Genomic DNA, 25,953 nt, shown 5'->3' on the forward strand with positions numbered 1-25,953 from the left:
TTATCTTTTAGAAACAATGCTGCGTATACCGACGAATATTAACGAACGGGTAACCAATGCACCTCTAGGTTGTGTGGATAAGCGTGTGGACAAGTGGGCATCAAGACCCCGCCATGCCGACAAAGAGGACGGAACAGCGACAGATGCGCCTTACAGATGGATCACCCCCGTACTCACGGGATTGCCGGCTTGGGTGCCGGATGCAGCGATGCACTACCTCGCCCATACAGAAGCCGGTTTGCCGATCCGCGAACTGGCCCGCAAATCGGGCTGTCACGCATCGACCGTTTTGCGTCAGATCCGCAGATACGAGACGCGCCGCGACGATCCTCTGATCGACGCGGTCTTGCGCAAATTGGGTGCGCGCGTGGTTCACAAGACATCGTCGGCTGCAACTGAGCAACAGAAGGAATGCGATCCGATGCAATTTGCGATCAAGGATCAAGGCCCCGACACACCGACACTGACACGGGATGCGCGCCGCATCCTGCGCCGTCTTTGCGAGACGGGTGCGGTGTTGGCCGTTGCGGTCGATATGGAAAAAGCGGTCGTGGTGCGCGACGGCATCACCGGCACCAGCACCAGAACGGCCGTCGTCGACCGCAAGGTCGCCGAAGCCATGGCGCTGCAGGACTGGATCAGCGCGGATGTGACCGGGCGGATCACGCGCTACAAGATCACGGCTGCCGGGCGCACCGCCCTTGCCGAGATGATGGAGGGCGAAGAGCAAAACCCGCCCGGACTCGCCGAAGCGCCTGCGGATTTCGCCGATCAGCATCGTGTCTGGGGCGAGCGCACAGTGCGCGACAACGAGACGGGTCAGCCGCGCAAGGTGCGCTACAACCTCGCCGAATCGCCGCTGACCGCCCTTGCACGCCGCCGTGACAAGGACGGCACTGTTTTCCTGAGCGACGATCTGGTCAGTGCGGGCGAACGTCTGCGCGAGGATTTCGAGCTGGCCCAGATGGGGCCGCGCGTCGCCCAAAACTGGGATCGCTTCCTGACCGCTGGCGGGCGGGGCAGCTTCAACATGGACAGCGGCGTTGGCAACGGCCCCGAGCGTGCGCGCGCACGGGTTGCCCATGCGCTCAAGGATCTGGGACCGGGCCTGTCGGACGTGGTGCTGCGCTGCTGTTGCTATCTTGAAGGGCTTGAGGCCGCCGAAAAGAAGCTCGGCTGGTCCGCGCGGTCCGGCAAGATCGTGCTGCGCATCGCGTTGATGCGGCTGAAACAACACTATGACGAAACGACCGGACCGGGTGGCGGCCTGATCGGCTGACCTGACCCCGATGTCCAAAAGAATGGCGCTGTGATCCCTCCCTCGCAGCGCCATTTTTTGTGCAAGATGTCGCTTGGTATTGAGGTGTGTCATTTGCCTGTTGGGCCAACGCGGTATGTAAAGGACATCCTTGCCCGGCTTTGGGCGTCATCGGTTGTTCGCATGCGTCACGTGTTCAAAACTGCGTTTCTCACTCTCACGACAACTCTGGTCCTGGCTGGACCCGGCACAGCGAACGGGCAATGGTCCGCATTCGGTGCGTTGGGCACCATGACGACCAACACCTGGCACGAAGCCATCACACCCGGCCAGACCGATCTGGCAGGTTCCAGCATATTGGCTGCTGGCGTCGGTTGGGACCGCCCCATCGGGACCAGCCGCTTTCGCTTTGGTATCGAGGCGGTTCTTTTGGGCCATACGGGACGTCAGGATCTTTTTGAACTCAGTGTGCCTCTCACGCTGCGATATGAAACGCTCAGAGACCGGGGCCTCACATCGCTCGCCGCCGGTCTGGGACTGTCTTATGCGTCCAAGATCCCGCAAGTGGAAATCGATCGCAGCGGGAATTCTCAGCGTCTGTTTGTGCATTGGATGGCCGAGCTTGAATTCGCCACGAGGCGACCAGACGTCACCGGATTTTTCAGGATGCATCACCGCTCGGACGGCTATGGCCTGTTTGAGGTCGACTCCGGATCGACGGGTCTGCTTGTCGGGGTGCGCCAAGCGTTTTGAGCGGTTGTGTCACAAGCATAGCGGCTTTGCGCCGCGTGGTGTTCATCTCTGCCCGACCTATGTTAGAAGCAGTTTAACGCTAAACCAAATGGCAGTCCCTCATGCGCGATCTGAAAATTCCCGAACAGCGCCACCCTGAAAAGGCGCGCCGCCCGGACAACCCGCAACCCAAGAAACCCAATTGGATTCGGGTGAAGGCGCCCGGCGGTGAGGGATACGCCGAAACCGCGCGCATCATGCGCGAGAACAAACTGGTCACGGTCTGCGAAGAGGCCGGATGCCCCAATGTCGGCGAATGCTGGAGCCAAGGCCACGCCACCATGATGATCATGGGCGAGGTTTGCACCCGCGCCTGCACGTTCTGCAACATCGCCACCGGCAAGCCGCCCGAGGATCTGGATGCGTTCGAACCGGGGCGCGTCGCGCACGCGGTGGAAAAACTGGGGTTGAACCATGTGGTCATCACATCAGTGGATCGGGATGACATTGAGGATGGCGGGGCCGATCACTTTGCCCAGACGATCCGCGCCATTCGGCATCGCAGCCCGAACACGACCATTGAGATCCTCACACCCGACTTTATTCGCTGTGATCCCAAAGTGTTGGAGGTCGTAGTTGAAGCGCGCCCAGACGTATTCAACCACAATCTGGAAACGGTGCCCGGCCTTTATCCCGAGGTGCGGCCCGGTGCCCGCTATTTCCATTCCTTGCGCCTGTTGCAGCGGGTCAAGGAACTGGACCCGTCGATGTTCACCAAGTCGGGCATTATGGTCGGCCTTGGCGAAGATCGCCAATCCGTCATTCAGGTGATGGAGGACATGCGCGCCGCTGACATCGATTTCCTGACCATCGGGCAGTACCTGCAGCCCACGCCCAAACACCACCGCGTGGACCGGTTCGTGCATCCCGACGAATTCGCCTCTTACGAAAAGGCGGCTTATGGCAAAGGGTTCCTGATGGTGTCGGCCACGCCGCTCACGCGGTCATCCTACCATGCAGGCGATGATTTCGCCCGTCTGCGCGCCGCACGGCAGGCCAAGCTGGCCTGAGGCTTCAAGGCACGGCGGGCAAGGCTTTGACGTAAGCTGCAATCGCTTCGCGGTCGGCGCGTGGCAACTGGCTCAGGTTTTCGACGACTTCGGCCATCTCGCCCCCCGCACTGTCATATTCCGGCGTGAAGCCCGAGGTGAAGTATTCGACCAGATCGCCTTCGCTCCAATCCAGTGCGGCGGGTGTGATGTTGGGTATCTTGCCCTTGCCGGACGGATTGGGCGCACCCGCCATCCACGCGCTCCGGTCCAACCCGCCGACCGCATTGCGCGGGGTGTGGCATTCGGCGCAATGGGCCAACCCTTCGGCCAGATAACGCCCGCGTTCAAGCACGGGCGATCCTGCCTCAAGCACAAATTGTTCAGGCACAAAGGCCAGTTTCCACAGTCCAAGCCCGCGCCGGATGTTGAAGGGAAAGCCGACATCGTGGGGAAGGGACGGCGTCGCGTCCGCTGGCAGCGTCTGCATATAGGCAAACAGATCGGCCAGATCGCCCGGGGTCATGTGCTGGTAGGCCGCATAGGGAAAAGCAGGGTAATAGTGTTTGCCCGTCGGTGACACGCCAAGGGTGACGGCGCTGGCAAACTCTTCGACGCTCCACCCGCCGATACCTGCCGTGGCATCAGATGAGATGTTGGGCGCATAAAATGTGCCAAAGTCGCTGGGGAAGGCGAGGCCACCGGCCAGAACCGGGGGCCTTCGGCTTCGGTCTCCGGTGCGACATGGCACGAGGCACAGCCCGCCGCGGCGAATACCAAAGCACCCGCCTCGGGATCAGCCGCTTCGCCCGTGACAAACCCGTCCGGCAAAGAGGCCGGGCGGGTCAGATACAGGCCCAAGGCCACCCCAAGCAGGACAAGGGCGGCGAATGTACGGGCAATCAAGCGCATATGGGATCAGTTGCGCGGGCCGCGATAGGCTTTGTGGCAGTCCCCGCAGGATTTGCCGACGGGGCCCATGGCCGCACGCAGCGACTCCAGATCAGTGCCCGCTGCTGTCACCATCGCTGCGGCCGCTGTTTCCAGCGCCATGGCACTTTCCTCAAAACCGGCGGCATCCGACCAGATTTCGGGCTTGGCACGCGATCCCTCGATGGCGCCCTGTTCGGAGCCTTCGATCCAGAACACGATCCGGTTCATCGACGCAGCAGCCGCAAGGTTTTCCGCCGCCGCCGTCGCAATCGCGGCGTCGTAAGGGGCCTCGCCCTTCGCCATCGCGCCCAGCAGACCTGTGTGATAGCCGATTGTGCTCATGCTCGCCTTGCGCGCTTGCACGGCCCCCTCAAGGGCTTTGGTGTGACCGTCGGCGAGGGCGGTAAAGGCCACAGCGGTGGCGGCGAGAGTTGTGAGGGTGAGACCGAAAAGACGCATTTGAATGACGCTCCTGATTGGGGTGTGACAAAGTGTAGCGTGTTTCGGCGTGCCATTCCGGTCACGATTGCGAGAGATGTGCGGCGTCGGCGGGGCCTCAGGTAAACCGGACCTTGCCGATAAAGGGCAGATTGCGGTTGCGCTGCGCAAAGTCGATGCCGTAGCCCACGACAAATTCATCCGGAATCTCGAACCCGATCCAGTCGGCGCTGACATCGACCTCGCGGCGGCTGGGTTTGTCGAGCAGGGCAATCGTGCGCAGCTTGGCCGGATCGCGCCCCTTGAGCAGGCGGATCACGTGGCTCATGGTGTATCCTGTGTCGACGATATCCTCGACCACCAGCACATCGCGACCTTCAATTGTGCCGCGCAAGTCTTTGAGAATACGGACTTCCCGGCTTGATTCCATCCCGTCTCCGTAAGACGAGGTTTCAAGGAAATCGACCTCGATGGGCAAGTCCAGCTCGCGCACAAGATCGGCGATGAAGACGAATGACCCGCGCAACAGACCCACAACCACCAGCTTGTCGGTGCCCGCGAATTCGGTCTGAATCGCGGCGCACAGATCCTCGATCCGGGCGGCAATGGCCTTGGCCGAAATCATCTGGTCTATGACATATGGCCGCTCTGACATGGTGATCCCCTTGATTTCGCGTCTCAATCGCGACACATCGCATTGGCAACATATCACCGAGGTCCTGTCTAACCCGATGCCCACGCATTCCGAAACCCGGCTTTTGCCCTACACGCCTGAACAGATGTACGCGCTGGTGGCGGATGTGCCGTCTTATCCCGAATTCCTGCCGTGGTGTGCGGCAGCGCGCGTGCGCACCGTAACCCCCAAGGGCGACAGCGAAGTGATGGAGGCCGATCTGGTCATCAGCTTCAAAGTGTTCCGCGAACGCTTTGGCAGCCGCGTGGTGCTGTGGCCGGATCAGCACAAGATCGACACCGAATATCTGGACGGCCCGTTTCGCTACATGAAATCCAACTGGGCCTTCAGCCCCGCCGAAGGGGGATGCGAAGTGTCGTTTTTCGTGGACTTCGAGTTCAAGAACGCGATCCTGCAGGGCATCATCGGTGTTGTATTCAACGAAGCGATGCAGCGGATCGTGCGTGCCTTTGAGCGGCGGGCGGCGGCGCTTTACGGATAGGGTGGGATTCTGGGCTGACCGGCCCTCCGGGGGAGTTTATTGGGCGAGATGAAGCAGGGGATCACCGCGTTGCTGCTGGACTATGCGCTGGCAGAGCCGCCCGAAGATGTGCGCGATGTGATGCGCCTGTCGGTGCTGGACTGGGCGGCCTGCGGCATCGCCGGACAGGCGGAGGGCGCATTTGCCAACTGGGCGTTGGGGCTGGTGAGTGACGGCGCATCCACGCGATTTGACGGACGCACCAGCGAGGCGGCGCAGGCGGCACTGGTCAACGGAACGCTGTCCCATGCGCTTGATTATGATGACACGCATTTTGCCCATATCGGGCACCCGTCGGTCGTTGTGGTCTCGGCCGCGCTGGCCGTGGCCGAGACACGCAGAGCCAGTATGGCGCAGATGGTCGATGCGGCCCTGATTGGGGCAGAAGCGTCGGCGGCTGTCGGTTTGTGGCTGGGGCGCGCGCACTATCAGGTGGGTTATCACCAGACGGCCACTGCGGGGGCCTTTGGCGCGACAGTGGCCGCGGCCCGTTTGATCGGGCTTGATCCGGCGCAGTTGCGCCATGCCCTTGGGCTGTGTGCGACGATGGCATCGGGGGTGAAGTGCCAGTTCGGCACCATGGGCAAACCGCTGAATGCGGGGCTGGCGGCGCGCACCGGGGTCGAGGCCGCGACCTGGGCTGCGGATGGCATGCGTTCTGCAATGGACGGTCTGGCAGGTCCTTTGGGCTTTGGAGAGACGCATCATGGCGCAGGCCAAGTGCCCGGAGTTGCGTGGCGTATGGGTGATGTCAGTCACAAGTTCCATGCCTGCTGTCACGGTCTGCACGCCACGCTGGAGGCGGTGCGCGGGCTGGACTTGGGCGCGGCAGATGCCATCACGGTGCACACTCATCCCCGCTGGATGAGCGTCTGCAATCAACCTGCCCCCGCCACCGGGTTGGCTGCGAAATTCTCATATGCCCATGTGCTGGCGATGGTGGCTCATGAGCATGACACCGGCGACATTGCGGCCTTCAGCGATGCGTATGCTTTGGACCCCGCACTGGTCGCGTTTCGGGACCGGGTGCGCGTAGTGCCCGATGAAGGCTTAAGCGAGATGCAGGCGCGGGTTGAGGTGGATGGTGAGACCTTTAACCACGATCTGAGCGCGGCGCTTTCGATCGAGGCGCGCAGGGCGCGTTTGCTGGACAAGGCCCGCGCGCTGGTCGGGGATCGGGCGGACAGGTTGTGGCAGGCCATTGAGGGCGACGACCTGACAGGGTTCACGCGTCTACTTGGTCCGCATCCGGGCCAGTAGCAGATCAAGCGCGTGATCGCGCGCGGCGTCGCGCACCCTTGCCCGTCCCAAAGCGCCGAATTCGATCGTTTCGCTTGTGATACCGCCGGCATCGGCGAGGCCAAAACACACACGCCCTTCGGGTTTGAACTCGGATCCGCCGGGCCCCGCAATGCCGGTGATCGACACGGCCAGATCGGCGCCGGAATGTGTGAGCGCACCGCGCGCCATCTCGATTGCGACCTCTTCACTCACAGCACCATGCGCGGTCAGGGTCGCAGGCAACACGCCCAGCATCTCAATCTTGGCGCGATTGGTGTAAGTGACAAAGCCGCGTTCCACCACCGCCGAAGACCCCGGGATGTCGGTGAGGGCGGCGGCAACCATGCCGCCTGTGCAGCTTTCCGCGGTTGCGATCATGATGCCTTGATCTTTTGCGAGATCAAGGACTTGTTTGGCGCGGCTCATCCCATCAGCACCCCATGTGCGAGGGCCGCGAGGGCCAGTACGCCGATGGCTGCAAAGACGCCCGCGATCACGTCATCCAACATCACACCCAGCGCGTCGCCACGCCGGTCTGCCGTGCCGACCCAGAGCGGTTTCCAGATGTCGAACAGGCGAAACAGCACAAAGGCCGCGATCCAGCCGGGCCACATGGCGAGGATATCGATACCGCGATCCCACGCCGCATAGCTGAGCGGCAGCAAAGCGATCCATTGCCCCACAACTTCGTCCACGACAATTTCAGAGGGGTCGTGATCTGTTTGTCCATCCGTCAAGACCCGTGTCGCCCACCATCCCTTTGCAAAGGTAGCGATCAGCGCGACAAGCAACAGGGGGAAACCGCCCAGCAGGTGCAAAACCCAGGCCATCGGCAGCGCCACCGCCGATCCCCATGTGCCGGGGGCAGGGCGCAAATAACCCACGCCGCATACCGTCGCGATCATCCGCGCAATCACGGGCGCACCAGTGCGGCGGTGGCGATGCAGGCGATGCCTTCGCCCCGACCGGTAAAGCCCAGCCGCTCGGATGTTGTGGCCTTGATCGATATGCGACCCTCGTCAACGCGCAGGATGTCGGCCATGACGGCGCGCATCCGTGCTGCATGCGGTCCGACCTTTGGAAATTCACAGATCAACGTGCAGTCGATGTTGGATATCTCGAACCCCATGTCGCGGGCGAGATCGGCGGCATGGGTCAGGAAAATATGGCTTTCCGCCCCTTTCCATTGTGGATCGGACGGCGGGAAATGCTGGCCGATATCGCCTTGTGCCAGTGCGCCATAGATCGCATCCGTCACGGTGTGCATGCCCACATCTGCATCCGAGTGTCCGACAAGTCCGTGGGAATGCGGGATGGCGACCCCGCACAGGGTGACATGATTGCCCGGCCCAAAGGCGTGCACGTCGAACCCGTTGCCCAGTCTAATGTCCATCGCGCCCCCGGAGTATGCGTTCTGCCCGTGCAAAATCTTCGGGCAGGGTGATTTTCAGATTGTCCTCGTCGCCGGGCACGATTGCAACCTCAAGGCCAAAGGCGCGTGCAACTTCGACATCATCTGCCGCACCGCCGGCATGGGCGTCATGGGCCGCGATTATGGACTTGAGATCAAAGCCTTGTGGCGTTTGCGCGCGGTAAAGGCCTCTGCGGTCCTGTGTGCCTGTGACGCGGTTGTCCTTGCCCGTCCAAAGCGCATCCGTGACGGCAAGCGCGGGGGCGGCCCCCGTTGTCGTGGCAAGTGCGTCGATCACGCGGGAGATCAGGGCGTGGGTGATCATGGGGCGGGCGACGTCGTGGATCAGGACCTGCGTTGCGTCGTCGACCATCCGCAGCCCATTCCTGACGGATGCCGCACGCTCCGGCCCGCCAGCGACAACCTGCGTCCGCGCATCCAGATAGGCATCTGCGCGCATCATGTCGTCGGGGTGCAGCACAACCACGATCTGCGCGATGTCAGGGTGGCTTTGAAAGGCGGCGAGCGTGTGGGCCAGCACCGGTTTGCCGCACAGCGCTTGCCACTGTTTTGGCTCGGCACCCCCGGCGCGTACTCCGCGCCCGGCGGCCACGATCACCGCTGCCGTTTTTGTCATGTCAGGCACACCCGTTTCATGGCGAAATCTCTAGGCTGTCCTCTGCGTGCTGTCCATGCCTGTCAAAAAGCGCCCAAATAATGTGCATGTGCGCTAAGTGTTGGCAGCGAATGGCTTTGCTTGGATTGAGAATGCGCCCGCTCTGCTATAGCTCAAGGTGACCGCACAAGGATTAGGCAATGCCCACGGCCCTTGGCCCTCTCGATATGACCCCGCCTGTGATGCTGGCCCCGATGGCCGGGATCACGGATTTGCCGTTCCGCACCCTTGTGTCGCGGTTCGGCGCGGGCATGGTCGTGTCCGAAATGGTGGCAAGCCACGATATGCTAAATGCGCGCCCCGGCAGCCGCGAAAAGGCCGAACTGGGCCTTGGGGCGGCGGGCACAGCCGTGCAGCTTGCAGGGCGCGAGGCTGCGCCGATGGCCGAAGCGGCAAAGATGGTGGCCGGGCAGGGCGCGCAGGTGATCGACATCAACATGGGCTGTCCCGCCAAGAAGGTCACCCAAGGCTATTCCGGGTCGGCCCTGATGCGCGATCCTGACCACGCGCTGACCCTGATCGAAGCGGTGGTGCGCGCGGTGGATGTGCCTGTGACGCTGAAAACCCGGCTCGGTTGGGATGACGGGATGCTGAACGCGCCTGAAATCGCGGCACGGGCCGAGGCGGCGGGCATCAGACAGATCGTGATCCATGGACGCACGCGCTGCCAGTTCTACAAAGGCCGGGCCGACTGGGCCGCTATTCGTGCGGTGAAGAAGGCCGTCAGAATCCCCGTGATCGCAAATGGCGACATCACTGACGGCGCAACAGCGGCTGAAGCGTTGCAAATGTCCGGTGCCGATGGCGTCATGATCGGGCGCGGGGCGCAGGGCCGCCCATGGATATTGGCCGAGGTGGCGCATGCGCTTTATGGCACACCCGCACCCGACATCCCCAAGGGCGCGGATTTTGCCGATATGGTGATGGGGCATTACACCGACATGCTGTCCTTTTACGGTGAGGTGCTTGGGCTGCGCGTGGCGCGCAAGCATCTGGGGTGGTTCATGGACACCGCTGGCACTTCGGGCGCGGTTCGCCGCGGCGTGTTGACCACAAAGTCACCCGACGCCACGCTGAAACTGCTGCCGGAGGCCTTGCGCGCCAACGCAGGTCAGGTCGCCGCATGACCGGGATTGGCGATCTTTGGGCCTCGCTGCCCGTGCCGACCATCGTGATCGGACCGGGGGACGAGATTGTCGATATCAACTCGGCCGCCGAAGGGTTCTTTAACGCCTCGGTCAAGACCATGCGCGGACTGCCCCTGTGGGACCAGCTGGCCGTGGATGCCCCGCTCGAAGAAAGCCTTGCACGGGCGCGCAAGAACGGCACGCCGCTGTTTGTGAATGACGTGGATGTCGGCAACGGCCAGCGCGCGCCGCTGCAATGCGCGCTGCAGATTGCGCCGCTTGCCGGTGCGCCGGACCACATGCTGCTGATGATTTCCCCGCGCGAACTCGCCGGGCGCATGACCCAAAGCAATTCGGTCAAATCGGCGGCCAAATCCGCCATCGGCATGGCCGAGATGCTGGCGCATGAAATCAAGAACCCGCTGGCCGGTATCACCGGCGCTGCCCAGCTTCTCAGCATGAACCTTGGCGCAGAAGACCTTGAACTCACTGACCTTATTGTCGAGGAATCCCGCCGCATCGTGAAGCTGTTGGAACAGGTCGAACAGTTTGGCAACCTCTCGCCTCCTGATTTCCGCCCCGTGAACATCCACGATGTGCTGGACCGTGCGCGCCGCTCGGCTTTGCTCGGGTTCGGCGCGCATATGGAGATTATCGAGGATTACGACCCCTCGCTGCCGCTGGCCCATGGCGATCCGGATCAATTGCTGCAGGTTGTGCTCAACCTGCTCAAGAACGCCTCCGAAGCTGCTGGGGACAGCGGCAAAATCCGCCTGCACAGCTATTTCGAACATTCGTTCCGATTGCGCCGGGCCGACGGCAGTGGCCAGTCGCTGCCCTTGCAGATCGAGATCATCGACGATGGCCCGGGCCTGCCCGAAGGCATTGCCGCCGACATCTTTGACCCCTTCGTGTCGGGCAAGGAAAACGGCACGGGCCTTGGCCTCGCGCTGGTATCAAAGATCATTTCCGATCACGGGGGCTGGATTTCCGTCACCTCCGTGCCCGGGCGCACCGTATTCCGCCTGTCCCTGCCGCGCGCGCCCAAACCCGACACCCCTGAAATCGCTCAAGAGGACTGACCCATGGATGGAACTGTACTTGTCGCCGATGACGATCGCACGATCCGCACTGTTCTGACGCAGGCCCTGACGCGGGCAGGGTGCAAGGTGCACGCGACGTCCTCGCTGACCACGCTGATGCGCTGGGTGTCCGAAGGCAAAGGCGACGTGGTGATTTCGGACGTGATGATGCCCGATGGAAACGGGCTCGAAATGCTGCCCAAGATCAGTCAGGACCGCCCCGGGCTGCCCGTGATCGTTATATCGGCGCAAAACACCATCATGACGGCCATTCAGGCGGCAGAGGCAGAAGCCTATGACTATCTGCCCAAGCCGTTTGATCTGCCGGACCTGATGAAGCGCACCGCCAAGGCACTGGAACTCAAAGCCCACAACCCGGCGCGCGCGACAGAGGACGAGCGCCCTGACGAGTTGCCATTGGTTGGCCGCACTGCGATCATGCAGGCGCTATACCGCGTTGTGGCGCGGGTCATGAACACGGATCTGCCGGTGCTGATCTGGGGCGAAAGCGGAACGGGCAAGTCCCTGATCGCGCGGGCCATTCATGACTTTCAGACCGCCGATCGCTGCCCTTCGTCACCGCCACCTCGGCTGATCTGCAAGACCTCGAAGGGCCAGCGCGGGTGCTTGCGCGGGTCAAGGGCGGCACTTTGCTGATCGATGAAATCGGCGACATTCCCGAAGAATTGCAGGCCCGCATCGTGCGCATGATGGACACGCCGGGGGATTACACGCCGCGTTTTCTGGCGACCAGCCAATCTGATCTGACCGCCGCGATGGAGGCGGGCCGGGTGCGCAAGGACCTGTATTACCGCCTGTCAGGGGCGACGCTGAACGTGCCTGCGCTGCGGGAGCGTGTGGACGACATACCCTTGCTCGCCGATCATTTTCTGGTGCGCAGTGAAAAGTCGGGGCAGGCCCCGCGCGTGTTATCCGAAGCGGCGGCAGAGATTTTCCGCACCTATTCCTGGCCCGGCAACGTGCGCCAGTTGGAAAACGCCGTGCGCCGGCTGGGGCTGACCAGCCGCGCCGTTGAAATCACCGCCTCCGAAGTCGAACAGGTGCTGGGCAGTCAGCCCGAACTGGAGCCGATCCGCTCGGCAGGTGACACGGAAAAGCTGGGGGCAAGCGTGGCGCGCCACCTCAAACGCTATTTCGATCTGCACGGCAACATGCTGCCGCCGCCGGGGCTTTATCAGCGGATTCTGCGCGAAGTGGAAATTCCGCTGATCGAAATCGCGCTGGATGCAACGGGTGGAAATCAGGCCAAATGTGCCGATTTGCTTGGGATCAACCGCAATACCCTGCGCAAGAAAATCACCGATCTCGATATAGAGGTGACACGCCGCCGCAAATTGATGTAATACTGCCACACAACCCGTGGCATTCGCGCCTCAAACGTGCGGAAGATCACTGGATTTAGCGGTTTAGGCGCTGATGCGCCACATCATCGAGGTTATGCCACGTGGCATCCGGGACACGTACCAGCTTGTGGTTGACGGTTAACCGTCTCTATCGCCGCAAGCGCGTTCGCAATGCTGCGACCCTTGGCCTTGTGGTGCTGGGGCCGGTCCTGGCGCTTGTCACATATCTTGTTCTTGGCCCGCTGGATCAGGGATCGAGCGCGCTGGCGCTGCGCCTCGTTCTGCTGGCCGACCTTGTCTATGTTCTGGTTGTCGCCGCCCTTGTCCTGTCGCAGATCGCCCGCCTGATTGCTGCACGTCGTGCCAAATCCGCAGGTTCCCGGCTGCACCTGCGTTTGACGGGGGTCTTTGCGCTGTTGGCGCTGATCCCGACGGTGACGGTGGCGGTATTTGCAGGCCTCACGGTCAATATCGGGCTTGAGGGCTGGTTTTCGGACCGGGTGAGCCGTGTGGTCAGCGCGTCGCTCGCCGCAGCGCAAGCCTATGAAACCGAACAGCGCGAAGACCTGATGACTGATGCACGCGCCCTTGCGCGCTACATCGACACGGTGCGTGGCGCGCAGGTGGTGGGCGACCGCGAAGTGCTGAGCGACGGGCAAGTACAGGTGCAGCGTGGCCTGCGCGAGGCCTATCTGATCGACGGCACGGGCGAGATGCGGGCACGTGGCAATCGCTCCTATCTCTTTGATTTTGAACGCCCCTCTGCCGAGGATATCGAAGCGGCCATCGAGACCGGCGGCACGGTTATTCAGGACTGGCCCAACAATGAATTCCGGGCACTTGTGCCGATGGCGAGCTATGTGGACCGGCTGTTGTATGTCAGCCGCGAGGTGGACGGCGAAATCCTGTCGCTGCTGGATGAAACACAGGAAACCGTGCGCCTTTACCAGCAACTTGAAAACGAACGGGGCAAGGTGCTGTTCCAATACGGCATTTTGTACCTTGGTTTTGCGGTCATCCTGATCCTCGCTGCGATCTGGTTGGGCCTGTGGTTTGCCGAACGTCTGTCAGGGCCGGTGGGCCGTCTGACAGGTGCCGCACAGCGGGTCGGCGCGGGCGATCTGGATGTGCAGGTGCGCGAGGAAACAGGCGACGACGAAATCGCCATGCTCAGCCGCTATTTCAACCAGATGACCAAACAGCTCAAGGCGCAGCGCACCACCTTGCTGGAAAACACCAAGCAGATCGAACGCCGTGGGCGGCTTTTTGACTCGGTGCTTGGTTCGGTCACATCGGGCGTGGTCGGCGTGGATGCCAAGGGGCGCGTGACCTTCGTCAACAAGTCGGGCGCGCGCCTGCTCGACTGGCAGGAAGATCGCGGATCGGTGCCGCTGGCGGTGGCCGTCCCGGAATTTGCCGCCTTGTTCGCACTGCTGCGCGCCAGCAACCTTGAGGTGGCACAGGACGAGGTCAAAGTGACCCGCTCGGGGCGGCTCGAAAACCTGCTGGTGCGGATTGCCAAGCGGCGGCGGGATGATGGGCGGCTAGAGGGGTATGTGGTCGCCTTTGATGACGTGACCGACCTGCTGAGCGCGCAGCGCATGGCCGCCTGGGGCGACGTGGCCCGCCGTATTGCGCACGAGATCAAGAACCCGCTGACCCCCATCCAGTTGAGCGCGGAACGCATCAAGCGCAAATTTTCACCCAAGCTGGGCGAGGACAGCGACAGTCTGGAACAGATGACAGATGTGATCGTGCGCCAGACTGGTGATCTGCGCCGGATCGTGGATGAGTTTTCGAAATTCGCACGCATGCCTGAACCCGACCGTCAGAACCAGGATCTGGTGTCCATCGTGCGCGACGCAGTTGTGTTGCAGCAGTCCGGGCAACCCGACGTTCAGATCACCGCAGACCTGCCATCCGAACCTATCCTCGCCAATGTCGATGCGACCATGCTGTCTCAGGCCCTGACCAACCTGATCAAGAACGCAGGCGAAGCGATTGAAACCCTGTACAAAAAGGGCAAAGCGCCGGAGGGGCACGTCCGCCGGATCGAAGTGTCCGTGACCAGTGCCGCGCTGGGGGCATGCATCACCATTTCGGACAACGGCATCGGCCTGCCCGAAGACCGTGCGCGCCTGTTTGAACCCTACGTGACCACACGCGACGAGGGCACCGGCCTTGGCCTGCCCATCGTCAAGAAAATTATCGAAGAACACGGGGGCACCTTGACCCTCGATGATGCGGAGCCCTTTGCGGGCCAAACCCATTCCGGGGCCATGGCGGTGGTGACACTGCCCGTGGATGCCCCGGCACATGTTGAGCAGGAGCAGGCGGTATGAGCGATATTCTGATCGTTGACGATGAACGCGACATTCGGGAACTGATCTCGGATATTCTTGAGGATGAGGGCTATGCCACGCGGTTGGCGGGCAATTCGGACGATGCGATGGCGGCCATCAACGCCGAAGCACCGGCGCTGATGATCCTCGATATCTGGCTCAAGGACAGCCAGATGGACGGCATCGACATCCTCAAGACGGTCAAACGCGACAACCCTGATGTGCCGGTGGTGATTATTTCGGGCCACGGCAATATCGAAATCGCGGTCGCTGCGATCAAGCAGGGGGCGTACGATTTCATCGAAAAACCCTTTAATATCGATCAGTTGCTGGTGGTGATCCGCCGTGCGATGGAAACATCTCGGCTGCGGCGCGAAAATTCGAGCCTGCGCCGTCCCGAGGCGTCCCAGTCCAAGATGGTCGGGGCCTCTGCCAGCTTTCGGGGTCTCATCTCGCAACTCGACAAGGTCACCAAGTCCAATGGCCGCGTCATGCTGTCCGGCCCTGCCGGTTCGGGCAAGGAACTGGCCGCGCGCTACATTCACGCCAAATCCAACCGGGCGCAGGCCCCGTTTGTCACGGTGAACTGCGCAGGGGTCGAACCGGAGAATATGGAAGACGTCCTGTTCGGGCGCGAGACCGCAGAACGCGGTCTGGAAAAAGGGTTGCTTGAACAGGCCCATGGCGGGGTTGTCTATTTTGACGAAGTGGCGGACATGCCCATCGGCACCCAATCCAAGATCCTGCGCGTGCTTGTTGATCAGCAATTTACGCGGGTAGGGGGCACGGACAAGGTGCGCGTCGATCTGCGTGTGATTTCATCCACAAACCGCGATCTGGAACAAGCCATCGCGGCAGGGACCTTCCGGCAGGAACTCTACCACCGTCTGAATGTCGTCCCGATCTCGGTCCCCAGCCTTGAGGAACGGCGTGAAGACATCCCGACACTCGCCGCCCATTTCATCGAGGAATGCAATACCGCGCAGGGCCTGCCCAAGCGCGACCTGAGCGATGATGCAGCGGCCTTGCTGCAAACCATGGTCTGGCCCGGCAACGTCCGCCAGCTCAAGAACATGGTGGAACGGGTGCTGATCCTCGGCGATGGCACCGGACCGATCGAGGCGCGTGAACTGCCCGGATCGGAAGAACCCGCAGGCGAGGAGGGCCGCGTGGTCCTGTCGGGCGCGCTCGCCACTTTGCCCCTGCGCGAAGCGCGCGAGGCGTTTGAGCGTGAATACCTGCTGACCCAGATCAACCGGTTTGGCGGCAACATCAGCCGCACGGCGAATTTTGTGGGGATGGAGCGCTCCGCCCTGCACCGCAAGCTCAAATCTTTGGGTGTCGTCACCTCATCCAAGGCAGGCGCGCGTGTGGCGCATCTGGATGAAGAAGAGGATGCGCAGGCAGGCTAAGGAAGAAGGCCCCTCAGCGTGCCCGGACGTCCAGTTGCGCCAGCACGTCGAGGCCCTGCATGTTCAGGAAATGTAGCATATCGATGAAAATCCAGTTCTCGGCCAGCTTGTCCCCGTCCCGGCGATAGATATCGACGACGCGCATGTCGGCGTGTCTGCTCGAAGGGGGCAGGCCCATATAGGGGCCTGAACACTCCATCGTCAGGTTCGCCCAGCCAAAGAACCCGCCATAGGCCCCTTCGGCAAAGCGCGCGATATGCCCGTTGTACTTGCGCGCGCCAAGCTGTGTACGGAACGGGCGCTGGTGCTGTTCGATGTAGCGGTCGATGGTAAAGGTTGCCCCGATGCCTGTCGGTCCCCACCAGACAAAGTCCTCGTGCCAGTTTTCCGCCAGTTCTTCGTGCGGAGTAGGCGGGTTTTCAGCGCTGTTGGCGTGGTTGATCGATCCGATCATCCGCTCGACCAGTGCCAGCGTCCTTGCGCTTTCGTCCGGGTCCTGATCGCCGCGCAGCAGCCCGTCATGGGTCCTTGGGCCAGGTTGGACCAGTTGCGCGGCTGTCATGTTCGGCAGCGGATATTGTCCCACTTGCGCCATCAGGTGCAGCAGGTCCACAAACAGCGCCTGTTCGGTGATCTGGTCCCCGTCGACGCGGCTGAATTCGGCGTAGCGGACCATGACGATCTTGCCCGTGGGCTGAATACCCAGAAAGGGCGCGTCAAACAACGCCATGAAATGACCCATGGAGGTCACCCATGTGCCGCCCGCCTCTAGGTGGTTATGCCCGGCAAAAAAGATATCCTCGCGCCGCTGTACATGTGCCATGGCGTGCAGGAATGGGGTCCAGAACGTGGCGGCAATCGCCTCCGGCCCTGTCTGGACGTGAAAGGGATGCATCCCGCGCCACGTGGCCTCGGGGCTCAGATGCTGGCCAAGGGCTGTGGCCACAGTGTCGTGGGTGGCACCGGCCATCGCAGCATGATGGGCCTGCACGCAGGCTTTGGCACGGGAAAGATCTGTCATTGAATTATCCTTGGGTCACGATCCGCAGGCCACCCTCTGTGCGGATGGCACAGCTGTTGGCATTGAGACTGGGCAAGACGGGCGAAGGGCCGGGGGTGCTGCCTGTGCAACACCTTGGCGGCAGGCGGGCAGTTCGACCGGGCGGTAGCCGCGATCCGCCATGCACAGCGCCTTGACCCGCTTGCGCAAATCCGCGTTCACATCGACGGTGTAGATGTCGCCGGGCACCCAATACCCGCCTCTGTTGTAGCATTGGCCTGCCGCATCACAGACCCGGTGCGGCACAAAGCGCGGCGCACCCTGACGCGTCTGGTTGGCCACTGGTGCTTCGCGCAGGGCCTGCACGTCACAGCGGGTGTCGTCACGCATCAACTGCGCGGCGCTGACCCCTTCGGCGTAATAGGTCGACACCGGCAGACAGCCGGACAGCGACAAAAGGGCAAAGGCGAAACAGATCGTGCGCATAACAGGACTCTGACCCATGCCTGCGCCATTTACAATTGGGATTCGTGGAAATTTGCACACGTGTGCAACCGTTGACCGGGCACGCCCTCTCTGTCATGCAAAAGGCGTGAAATGGGCCGCACTTGCGCGCCCAAACGCCGAGGGCATGTATGAAGGTCATTATCTGCGGGGCAGGACAGGTCGGCTGGCAGATCGCCCGCCATCTGTCGGGCGAGCGCAACGATGTCACCGTGGTGGACAGTGATCAGGACCTTGTGCGCCGCGCCACGGATACGCTGGATGTGCAGGGGGTTGCAGGCTTTGCCAGCTACCCGGATGTGCTGGACCGGGCCGGTGCGCGCGATGCGGACATGATCATCGCCGCCACCTATTCGGACGAGGTAAACATGGTCACTTGCCAGGTGGCCCATTCGGTCTTTGGCATCAACCGCAAGATTGCGCGGCTGCGCTCTCAGGCCTATCTGACGGCGATCTATTCCGACCTGTTCCGCCGCGATCACATGCCCATCGATGTGGTGATCAGCCCCGAACGCGAGGTCGCCGCCGCCGCCCTGCAACGTCTGAGCGCGCCTGCCGCCTTTGACACCGAACTGTTCATCGACGAGCAGGCGCAACTGCTGGGCATTTCGCTGGACGAAGACTGCCCCGTTCTGAACACGCCCCTGCGCCAGTTGACCGATCTGTTTTCTACCTTACGCGTGGTTGTTGTCGGTGTGCGCCGCGAAGGCACATTGTTCGCCCCCGAGGCGGGTGATCACCTGCTGGCAGGCGATGACGCCTATATCTTTGCCCATGTCGATGACGTGCCGCGCACCATGGAAGTCTTTGGCAAGACGATGACCAAGCAGGAACGTCTTGTGGTTGTCGGGGGCGGCAATGTGGGTCTGGCCGTCGCCCGCGCGCTGGAAAAACGCACCAACCGCGTGCGCACCAAGATGATCGAGCGCAACCGCCGCTGCGCAGAACTTGCCGCCGAAGCGCTTGAGCGCACCATTGTGCTCCACGGCGATGGGCTGGACGTGGCGCTTTTGAACGAGGCGGGCGTGTCCCGGGCCGACGCGATGCTGGCGGTAACAGATGATGACAAGACGAACATGCTGGCGGCCGTGCGCGCCAAGGCCGAAGGCTGCCCCTATGCCATCGCGCTGATCAATGACCCCACGCTGGTGCCGATGATGGGGCCCCTGGGCATTGACGCCTACATCAACCCGCGCGCCACCACGGTGTCGTCGATCCTGCGTCACATCCGCCATGGTCGGGTGCGCGCGGTCTATTCCATCGGGGACGCGGATGCCGAGGTGATCGAAGCCGAAGTGTTGTCGACCTCGCCCATGGCCGGCAAGAAGATCAACGAGATCGACTTTCCCGAAGGTGTCCTTGTCGGGTCGGTCCGCAAGGGTGAAAAAGTCATCCGACCGGTCGGCAGGACCCGCATTGACGAAGGCGATGTCATCGCCCTGTTTGCCCTGGCCAAGGATGTGCCCGAGGTGGAGCGCCTGATGCAGGTCTCTATCGACTTTTTCTGATGCAACTGCACGTCAAAGAGACATCGCGCTTTGCCGTCAGCCTGTTGCGGTTGCCACTGTTTCTGCTGCTTGTGGGTGTCTTTTCGGCGGCGATGCTGGTGCCTGCGGTCTATGGCGGGGTTGCGCGCGATCTGGAGGCGGCGCGCGCCTTTCTCTACACCGCCATTCTGGGTCTCACCGCCTTTGCGATGATTGGGCTCGCCCATGCCGGGCGCGACCCGCGTCATGGCTCGCTCGGGCCACTCATGTCGCTGCTCTGCGCCTTTGTGTTTCTGCCGGTGCTGCTGGCGATCCCGTTCTACGAGGGGCTGGGAACCACCACCTTTCTGAACGCCTATGTCGAAATGGTCAGTGCCATCACCACCACCGGGGCGACAATCTTTGACGATCCCGAACGGCTGAACGGCACCTTGCATCTGTGGCGCGCGCTGGTGGCGTGGATGGGCGGGTTGCTGATGTGGATTGCGGCCTCGGCCATCCTTGCACCGCTGAACCTTGGCGGGTTCGAAGTGACGGCGCGGGCCGAACCGGGGCGCACGCAGCCTCGTGACACCAGCATGGCCGCCCCCGAAGTGCGCGTGCGGATATCCAAGGTCAGCGCTGTGCTGATCCCGATCTATGTCGGACTGACTCTTTTGTTGTGGATACTGCTGGCCGTGGGCGGCGATCGCGGCCTTGTCCCGCTGTGCCACGCCATGTCGATCATGGCGACGTCCGGCATTTCGCCGGTCGGGGGGCTGACAGGCACAGGCTCCGGCATCGCTGGCGAAGCGGTCATGCTGCTTTTTATGCTGTTTGCCCTGTCGCGGCTGACGTTTTCGACCGACACGGTGACGTCGGATACCGGCGGGATCAGCAAGGACCCAGAATTTCGCATCGGCATCGCGTTGGTCATTATCGTGCCCACGGTGCTGTTCGTGCGCCATTTTCTCGGCGCGGTCGATGCCAGCGCCGAAGACGATCTAGTCGGGGCAGGGCGCGCCCTGTGGGGTAGCGCATTTACGGTGCTCTCGTTCCTGACCACCACCGGGTTCACATCGGCCAACTGGGGCGATGCGCAAGCGTGGTCCGGGCTGACGACACCGGGTCTGCTGCTGATGGGCCTTGCGGTGATTGGCGGCGGTGTGGCGACAACGGCGGGCGGGGTCAAACTGCTGCGGGTCTTTGCGCTTTACCTCAACGGGCTGCGCGAGATGGAGCGCCTTGTCCATCCTTCATCCGTGAGCGGTGGCAATCCGATGGGGCGGCGTCTGCAAAAGGGTGGGGCGTTCATAGCATGGATATTTTTCATGCTGTTTGCGCTGTCTCTTGCGTTTCTGACCATCGCGCTGACGGCCACCGGTGTGCCGTTCGAAACCAGCCTCGTCATCGTTGTCGCGGGCCTTTCGACCACGGGACCACTGCTGGAGGTTGCGTCGGGCACGCCCATTGCGCTGGCCGAACTGGGCGGGACAGCCAAGGGCATATTTGTCGCCGCCATGGTTCTGGGTCGCCTTGAGATGCTGGCCATCATCGCCCTTTTGACACCGGATTTGTGGCGCGGTTAGGCGGACTCGTGCAACAGGTCCGTAACGGACTGATTTTTGGGGTGGAATCTTCTGAAACCCCACGACATACTCAGGGCTTGAGGGACGGTCTGATCCGCAGGCCAGGCAAGAAAAAGGGCGACCCGAAATGGCTTCGGACAGACAGAATTTGCAGGACGCATTCCTGAATCACGTGCGCAAGACCAAGGTGCCCGTGACGATTTTCCTGATAAATGGCGTGAAATTGCAAGGCGTTATCACGTGGTTTGACAACTTCTGCGTGTTATTGCGCCGCGATGGTCAAAGCCAGCTTGTCTACAAGCACGCGATCTCAACCATCATGCCAAGCCAGCCCATCAGCTTGTATGAGGGCGAAGACGCCTCTTGAGCGAAACCGCGCCTGATGTCACCCGCGCGTGGGTGATCCACCCTGAAATCAAATCCGATCCGGACCGGCGCGAGGCCTCTCTCGCGCTGGCCGAGGCTGTTTCGCTGGCCCATGCCTTGCCGGAACTCGACGTGGTCGGGTCCGAAATCGTGCGCCTGCCGCGCCCGCAGGCGGGGCTGCTGTTCGGTTCGGGCAAGATCGACGAACTGGCCACCCGCCTGCATGACGAAGAGGTGGAGCTGGTTCTGGTCGATGGCCCTGTGACCCCCGTGCAGCAGCGCAATCTGGAAAAGGCGTGGAAGGTCAAATTGCTCGACCGCACTGGCCTGATCCTCGAAATCTTCTCTGACCGTGCCGCCACCCGCGAGGGTGTGTTGCAGGTCGAAATGGCGGCACTCAGCTATCAGCGCACGCGGCTGGTGCGGGCCTGGACTCACCTTGAACGGCAGCGCGGCGGGCTTGGTTTTGTCGGTGGCCCCGGCGAGACGCAGATCGAGGCGGACCGCCGCGCCATTGACACGCAACTGGTCCGCTTGCGCCGTCAACTGGACAAGGTGGTCAAGACGCGCAGCCTGCACCGCGCTGCCCGCGCCAAGGTCCCGTACCCGATTGTCGCCCTTGTCGGCTACACCAACGCTGGAAAATCCACGCTGTTCAATCGCCTGACGGGGGCAGAGGTGATGGCCAAGGACATGCTGTTCGCCACGCTTGATCCAACTATGCGGCGGGTTGAACTCGACTCAGGCCCCGAGGTAATCCTGTCGGACACGGTTGGTTTCATCTCTGACCTGCCCACCGAACTGGTCGCCTCCTTCCGCGCCACGCTGGAGGAAGTGCTGGCGGCAAACATCATCGTCCATGTCCGCGACATCTCGCACCCCGAAACCGAAGCGCAGGCCGAGGATGTGGCCGCCATTCTGGCAGATCTGGGGGTCGGAGAAGATCGCGCGCAGATCGAGGTCTGGAACAAGCTTGACGCACTGGATCAGGACGCCGCCGATGCCACTCGCGCGCGGGCCGAACGCGAGAACAACGTATTCGCCATCTCGGCGTTGACGGGCGAGGGGATCGAGGCACTGCTGGATCAGGTGGCCGAGACGTTGCAAGCTAGCGTCACAACCGAAACACTGATGCTGCCCTTTGCCGAAGGGCGCAAGCGGGCCTGGCTGTTCGAACAGGACGTGGTCGAGGACGAACGGCAGGGCGAGGACGGCTTCGAATTCGATGTCCGCTGGAGTGCTATTCAGAAGGCGCGGTTCGAGGGGCTTTAATTGCGGACCATCGTGTATGCTGATGCGAAGGGCCGCTTCGAGCCCATTGTGCCCAACTGTTGATCATGAGAAAATTTCCTTTGTGAGTACGGAGGTCGCAAATGGAAGACTTGGCAATGGCAGTCGCGATCGCCGTCAAATACATCGACAGTCGCTCCGCAGAAGAAGACTTAGATAATGACATCAGAGCATTAGAGGACTTGGCGGTGCATTTGCAATCTGCTGGTCCCGAATACCAACTCGCAGTATCCTTGGCACTTAGGAAGATTGGTTCGGAAGACTTAATCGAGGCAATAGGGCTTGTCGTGGACGACTGCTAAGTCCCGCAGAGCGGACGTTCGCCAGCCTCTACTGTCACGCTTCCCGCCAGTTCCCCGGTTTCAACCCCTCCAGCGACCAGACCCCAATCTCCGCCCGGATCAGGCGCAGGGTCGGGAAACCCACATGCGCTGTCATGCGCCGCACCTGCCGGTTGCGCCCCTCTTTGATGGTCAGTTCCAGCCAGCTGTCGGGCACCGATTTGCGCACGCGGATCGGGGGGTCGCGCTGCCACAACCCGTTTGGTTCAGGGATGGCGCGGGCCTTTGCGCGACGGGTGGGGCCGTCCTTCAGGGTTACACCGTTGGCAAGCGCGTCGACAGCATCTGAGGTGATTGTGCCTTCGACCTGCACCCAATAGGTCTTGGCCGCCTTGAATTTCGGATCGGCGATACGCGCCTGCAATGCCCCATCGCTTGTCAGCACCATCAACCCCTCGCTGTCGCGGTCCAGTCGCCCCGCCGGGTAGACGCCGGGCAGGTCGATATAGTGCGACAAGGTCGGGCGCTTTGAGCCTTCGGTGCCCTTGTCGGTGAATTGCGACAGTACCCCGAACGGTTTGTTGAACAGGATGGTGGGCATTACCGCAGCGGTTCAAGGCGCGTCACACCGACCGCCGCGGCGCGCGCCAGACCCTCGTCCAGTGACATCGGGATGTATTCGCCGCGCCGCCAGAGTTGCGCCAGATCGTCATAGTGGCGCGACAGGAAATGCCCCGACTGGCCCGTGGAAATGATGAAGACCGAGCTGTTGGGGTCCGCAAAATCATAGACTCCGCGATAGCCAGCGCCATGCACATTACGGAACGGGTTTTGTCCGGTGCCACGCGTCAAGCCACGTTGCAGGGTATTATCACCCCCGGAGGTCGATTGGCGGATGTTGACGAAGTGTTTGAGGACCGGCACCTCGCCCAGCACCTGATGATCGTGGGTGGCCTGATGCGCATCGCCCCAGCGCAAGGATTCAAGCTGGCTGCCCCAAGTCTCGTTGATCCAGATCAGTGCGTCGTCCAGCGCAAGGCGGGCCATGTCGGCGCAGGTTTCGACTGGGGCGGACTGGCGCACATCGCACCAGATCCCGGCCCCCTCCACATCGCGAAAGGCGCGTTCGATGAACAGCGGCTCGGGATGGGTGAGGGCGTCGGCAAGCGGGCCCAGCTCGTCCCGCACCATACGGTCCTGCAGGGCGCGCAGCCACGCGGCATAGATCAGCGGTTCGGGCCAGTGTTCGTTCATCTCGCCGTTCCATTCGGCGAGCAGGGCCAGCGCGCGCTGGCGTTGCCGTTCGGGCGTGCCTGCGGGTGCAGCCTCGCCCGTGAACCACAATTCGGCCCCCATGAACGGCAGCAGGGTGCGCGCGGTGAGCGAAACGGTATCAAGCTGCGCCTCGATGAAACTGTCGCGCGTGTGCACCTCGCGCGCCTGCATCAGACGCCGCCAGCGTTGAACGCGCTGCGTGTCGCCCCAGAGGAAGCTGATATGGTTGGGAAAGGGGCGGTCGATGGTCTTGTTGTTGGTGTTGCCCAGAATGCCACCCACCGGCGCGACAAATCCGGGGTTCGAGCTGTAGGCCATGCGGCCCTGCCAGCGGTTTTCGGGCCGTGCGCCCAGCGACGGCATCCGCCCCTGGCTGTTATGCGCATCATCGCGGCGGGGCACGGCACCGATGGTTTTCAGCGCCACCGATGTGCGGTCCACCAGTGTCAGGTTCTGGGCCGGGGCGATGTAGCCTTCACCAGCGGCAATTGCCTCAGCCACGCTTTGCGCCATCATCACGCCCATACCGGCCTGCACCGACGTGTCGCGCGGGCTGAGCACCGTCCAGCTGAGCGCTGCCACATGGCCGGGCGGCGTCACCGTGTCGAGGTTGCGGAAACTGCCGGGCAGGATCGGGCCGTTGTCGCTCCAGCGCAGGGTCAGGGTGACGGGGTCTGCATCCTTGATCTGCAGAATGGAATCGCGCCGCTCGAATTCCTTGAAACCGTCGGGCGTGCGGTATTGTTCCGGGTTGTCGGGATTCAGTTCTTCGATCAGCACGTCCTGATCGTCGACATATGCGGTGGTCAGACCCCAGCCCAGATTGTCCGAGCGACCCGTGAGAACAACGGGCATCCCCGGGATTGTCCCCCCGATCACACCGCCGCTGCTGAGTTCGAGGCGCGCCAGATACCAAACAGCCGGGGCGGAAAAGCCCAAGTGCGGATCATTGGCCAGCAATGTGCCACCCGAGGCTGACCGGGACGCCGCCGCAGCCCAGGCATTCGACGCCCCGGCAAACCCGCGCGGCCGGAACGGAGAGAGCGGGTGTGGATCATCACTCAGGGCCGCAAAGCTGGGCAGCGCACCGGGCACGAGGCTTGCATATTCCGGCAGGCTTGCCACACCGGGGCCGGGCACATCCGGAAGGATGTCGGCCAGGCGGGCCGGGTCATCCAGCGCCAGCGACATGCGGGCGCGCAGCACCTCTTCGCTCATGTGGCTCGACAGTTGCAGGCCCATCAGCTTGGCAATGGCCAGCGTGTCGGCGGGTCGCCACGGGGCAAGGGCGGTTTTGAACAGGAACATCTCGGGCGCACCACGCCCCAGCGCTTCGGCGTTGATCTGATCAAGGCGGGCGTTGACCCCGGCCGCATAGGCTTCGAGGGCCGCAAGCGTTTCGGGGTCCTGTGCCTCGACCGATTGCACCGACAGGCGGTAGATATCGAGGCGGCGGATAAAGCTATCCACATCCACGGTCGCAGTGCCGAACAATTCGCTCAGACGGCCCTGTGCGGTGCGCCGCAGCATCATCATCTGCCACAGTCGGTCTTGCGCATGGGCAAACCCCAGCCCGTGAAAGACATCCCTGTCCGTCGCCGCAAAGATATGGGGCACATTGGCATTGTCGCGCACGATTTCGATCGTGTCGCTGATCCCCGGCACCCGCACGATGGCGTCATAATTGGGCAGGGACCGCGAGGCGAGGAAGTAGACAAGGCTGATGCCAACGACAGCCAGAACGATCAGCACAGCCGTCAGACGGACAAGCCACTGAAACACCACTGCCATCTCGTACCCCCTTGCATGCACGTTGACCCTTGGGCCACGACTGTTAGGTAGGCTCATGAAAAAGCGCAAGCG

25 protein-coding genes and 1 pseudogene are annotated in these 25,953 nt (G+C 62.3%); 15 read left to right on the forward strand and 11 right to left on the reverse strand.

What is annotated here, in order from left to right:
* The first annotated feature begins 208 nt into the window (after positions 1–208).
* The 3 genes from ACERZ8_RS14410 (at position 209) to lipA (ending at position 3,060) form a co-directional block, all read left to right on the forward strand.
* Complete coding sequence (locus tag ACERZ8_RS14410; protein ID WP_407594280.1) at positions 209–1,279, forward strand: DUF6456 domain-containing protein; 1,071 nt, start codon at positions 209–211, stop codon at positions 1,277–1,279.
* Positions 1,280–1,549: 270 nt separating this feature from the next.
* A complete protein-coding gene (locus tag ACERZ8_RS14415; protein ID WP_407592854.1) occupies positions 1,550–2,011 on the forward strand; it encodes a hypothetical protein in 462 nt (153 codons plus the stop codon).
* Positions 2,012–2,112: 101 nt separating this feature from the next.
* A complete protein-coding gene (gene lipA, locus ACERZ8_RS14420; protein ID WP_407592855.1) occupies positions 2,113–3,060 on the forward strand; it encodes a lipoyl synthase in 948 nt (315 codons plus the stop codon).
* 4 nt (positions 3,061–3,064) lie between these two features.
* Here lipA and ACERZ8_RS14425 read toward each other — a convergent pair whose 3' ends face one another.
* The 3 genes from ACERZ8_RS14425 to hpt all read right to left on the reverse strand — a co-directional run bounded on the left by ACERZ8_RS14425 (position 3,065) and on the right by hpt (position 5,065).
* Positions 3,065–3,790 (reverse strand): c-type cytochrome, encoded by a 726-nt coding sequence (locus ACERZ8_RS14425; RefSeq protein ID WP_407592856.1) that lies wholly within the window; start codon positions 3,788–3,790, stop codon positions 3,065–3,067.
* Positions 3,791–3,957: 167 nt separating this feature from the next.
* The gene (locus tag ACERZ8_RS14430; RefSeq protein WP_407592857.1) at positions 3,958–4,431 is read right to left on the reverse strand and encodes a c-type cytochrome; all 474 of its coding nucleotides are present in this window, start codon (positions 4,429–4,431) and stop codon (positions 3,958–3,960) included.
* A 97-nt stretch (positions 4,432–4,528) separates the two neighbouring features.
* Positions 4,529–5,065, reverse strand: a complete 537-nt coding sequence (gene hpt, locus ACERZ8_RS14435; RefSeq protein WP_407592858.1) for a hypoxanthine phosphoribosyltransferase — start codon at positions 5,063–5,065, stop codon at positions 4,529–4,531.
* 76 nt (positions 5,066–5,141) lie between these two features.
* Between hpt and ACERZ8_RS14440 the strand changes: the two genes are divergently transcribed.
* Both ACERZ8_RS14440 and ACERZ8_RS14445 read left to right on the forward strand, forming a co-directional pair.
* The gene (locus ACERZ8_RS14440) at positions 5,142–5,585 is read left to right on the forward strand and encodes a type II toxin-antitoxin system RatA family toxin (protein WP_407592859.1); all 444 of its coding nucleotides are present in this window, start codon (positions 5,142–5,144) and stop codon (positions 5,583–5,585) included.
* A 48-nt stretch (positions 5,586–5,633) separates the two neighbouring features.
* A complete protein-coding gene (locus tag ACERZ8_RS14445; protein WP_407594281.1) occupies positions 5,634–6,884 on the forward strand; it encodes an MmgE/PrpD family protein in 1,251 nt (416 codons plus the stop codon).
* On the opposite strand, the gene ACERZ8_RS14450 is transcribed toward ACERZ8_RS14445, so the two are convergent.
* Genes ACERZ8_RS14450 through ispD form a run of 4 tightly spaced genes read right to left on the reverse strand, consistent with a single transcriptional unit; the run spans position 6,858 to position 8,953 of the window.
* Complete coding sequence (locus tag ACERZ8_RS14450) at positions 6,858–7,331, reverse strand: CinA family protein (protein WP_407592860.1); 474 nt, start codon at positions 7,329–7,331, stop codon at positions 6,858–6,860. The two genes, ACERZ8_RS14445 and ACERZ8_RS14450, sit on opposite strands and share 27 nt — an antisense overlap.
* Complete coding sequence (locus tag ACERZ8_RS14455; protein WP_407592861.1) at positions 7,328–7,810, reverse strand: phosphatidylglycerophosphatase A family protein; 483 nt, start codon at positions 7,808–7,810, stop codon at positions 7,328–7,330. The genes ACERZ8_RS14450 and ACERZ8_RS14455 overlap by 4 nt, the downstream gene beginning before the upstream one ends.
* 8 nt (positions 7,811–7,818) lie before the next feature.
* Positions 7,819–8,298 carry a 2-C-methyl-D-erythritol 2,4-cyclodiphosphate synthase gene (gene ispF, locus ACERZ8_RS14460; protein WP_407592862.1) on the reverse strand — a complete coding sequence of 160 codons (480 nt, stop codon included), beginning with the start codon at positions 8,296–8,298 and terminating at the stop codon, positions 7,819–7,821.
* Positions 8,288–8,953 (reverse strand): 2-C-methyl-D-erythritol 4-phosphate cytidylyltransferase, encoded by a 666-nt coding sequence (gene ispD, locus ACERZ8_RS14465; protein ID WP_407592863.1) that lies wholly within the window; start codon positions 8,951–8,953, stop codon positions 8,288–8,290. The genes ispF and ispD overlap by 11 nt, the downstream gene beginning before the upstream one ends.
* A gap of 179 nt (positions 8,954–9,132) precedes the next feature.
* On the opposite strand from ispD, the gene dusB reads away from it, so the two are divergent.
* The 5 genes and pseudogenes from dusB to ntrX all read left to right on the forward strand — a co-directional run bounded on the left by dusB (position 9,133) and on the right by ntrX (position 16,319).
* A complete protein-coding gene (dusB, locus tag ACERZ8_RS14470; protein ID WP_407592864.1) occupies positions 9,133–10,119 on the forward strand; it encodes a tRNA dihydrouridine synthase DusB in 987 nt (328 codons plus the stop codon).
* On the forward strand, positions 10,116–11,201 hold the full coding sequence (locus ACERZ8_RS14475) for a two-component system sensor histidine kinase NtrB (RefSeq protein WP_407592865.1): 1,086 nt from the start codon (positions 10,116–10,118) through the stop codon (positions 11,199–11,201). The genes dusB and ACERZ8_RS14475 overlap by 4 nt, the downstream gene beginning before the upstream one ends.
* 3 nt (positions 11,202–11,204) lie before the next feature.
* Positions 11,205–12,565, forward strand: a pseudogene (locus ACERZ8_RS14480) (response regulator).
* Positions 12,566–12,696: 131 nt separating this feature from the next.
* Positions 12,697–14,907, forward strand: a complete 2,211-nt coding sequence (locus ACERZ8_RS14485; RefSeq protein WP_407594282.1) for a sensor histidine kinase NtrY-like — start codon at positions 12,697–12,699, stop codon at positions 14,905–14,907.
* The gene (ntrX, locus tag ACERZ8_RS14490; protein ID WP_407592866.1) at positions 14,904–16,319 is read left to right on the forward strand and encodes a nitrogen assimilation response regulator NtrX; all 1,416 of its coding nucleotides are present in this window, start codon (positions 14,904–14,906) and stop codon (positions 16,317–16,319) included. Before ACERZ8_RS14485 ends, ntrX begins: the two co-directional genes overlap by 4 nt.
* 13 nt (positions 16,320–16,332) lie before the next feature.
* On the opposite strand, the gene ACERZ8_RS14495 is transcribed toward ntrX, so the two are convergent.
* Positions 16,333–17,340 (reverse strand): nuclear transport factor 2 family protein, encoded by a 1,008-nt coding sequence (locus ACERZ8_RS14495; RefSeq protein ID WP_407592867.1) that lies wholly within the window; start codon positions 17,338–17,340, stop codon positions 16,333–16,335.
* A gap of 15 nt (positions 17,341–17,355) precedes the next feature.
* The gene (locus ACERZ8_RS14500; RefSeq protein ID WP_407592868.1) at positions 17,356–17,805 is read right to left on the reverse strand and encodes a hypothetical protein; all 450 of its coding nucleotides are present in this window, start codon (positions 17,803–17,805) and stop codon (positions 17,356–17,358) included.
* 149 nt (positions 17,806–17,954) lie between these two features.
* On the opposite strand from ACERZ8_RS14500, the gene trkA reads away from it, so the two are divergent.
* The 5 genes from trkA (at position 17,955) to ACERZ8_RS14525 (ending at position 22,836) form a co-directional block, all read left to right on the forward strand.
* On the forward strand, positions 17,955–19,331 hold the full coding sequence (trkA, locus tag ACERZ8_RS14505) for a Trk system potassium transporter TrkA (RefSeq protein WP_407592869.1): 1,377 nt from the start codon (positions 17,955–17,957) through the stop codon (positions 19,329–19,331).
* A complete protein-coding gene (locus tag ACERZ8_RS14510) occupies positions 19,331–20,878 on the forward strand; it encodes a TrkH family potassium uptake protein (RefSeq protein WP_407592870.1) in 1,548 nt (515 codons plus the stop codon). Before trkA ends, ACERZ8_RS14510 begins: the two co-directional genes overlap by 1 nt.
* Positions 20,879–21,005: 127 nt before the next feature.
* Positions 21,006–21,245 (forward strand): RNA chaperone Hfq, encoded by a 240-nt coding sequence (gene hfq, locus ACERZ8_RS14515; protein WP_007119530.1) that lies wholly within the window; start codon positions 21,006–21,008, stop codon positions 21,243–21,245.
* On the forward strand, positions 21,242–22,516 hold the full coding sequence (hflX, locus tag ACERZ8_RS14520) for a GTPase HflX (protein ID WP_407592871.1): 1,275 nt from the start codon (positions 21,242–21,244) through the stop codon (positions 22,514–22,516). Before hfq ends, hflX begins: the two co-directional genes overlap by 4 nt.
* Before the next feature lie 101 nt (positions 22,517–22,617).
* On the forward strand, positions 22,618–22,836 hold the full coding sequence (locus ACERZ8_RS14525; RefSeq protein ID WP_407592872.1) for a hypothetical protein: 219 nt from the start codon (positions 22,618–22,620) through the stop codon (positions 22,834–22,836).
* 34 nt (positions 22,837–22,870) lie between these two features.
* Here the strand turns inward: ACERZ8_RS14525 and ACERZ8_RS14530 are convergent, their stop codons facing one another.
* Both ACERZ8_RS14530 and ACERZ8_RS14535 read right to left on the reverse strand, forming a co-directional pair.
* Positions 22,871–23,416: an rRNA large subunit pseudouridine synthase E gene (locus ACERZ8_RS14530; protein WP_407592873.1), complete on the reverse strand. Its 546-nt coding sequence runs from the start codon at positions 23,414–23,416 to the stop codon at positions 22,871–22,873.
* Positions 23,416–25,881, reverse strand: a complete 2,466-nt coding sequence (locus ACERZ8_RS14535) for a penicillin acylase family protein (protein WP_407592874.1) — start codon at positions 25,879–25,881, stop codon at positions 23,416–23,418. The genes ACERZ8_RS14530 and ACERZ8_RS14535 overlap by 1 nt, the downstream gene beginning before the upstream one ends.
* Positions 25,882–25,953 lie beyond the last annotated feature (72 nt).

The organism is Tateyamaria armeniaca (assembly GCF_045797845.1).
In the GTDB taxonomy this organism is placed as follows: domain Bacteria; phylum Pseudomonadota; class Alphaproteobacteria; order Rhodobacterales; family Rhodobacteraceae; genus Tateyamaria; species Tateyamaria armeniaca.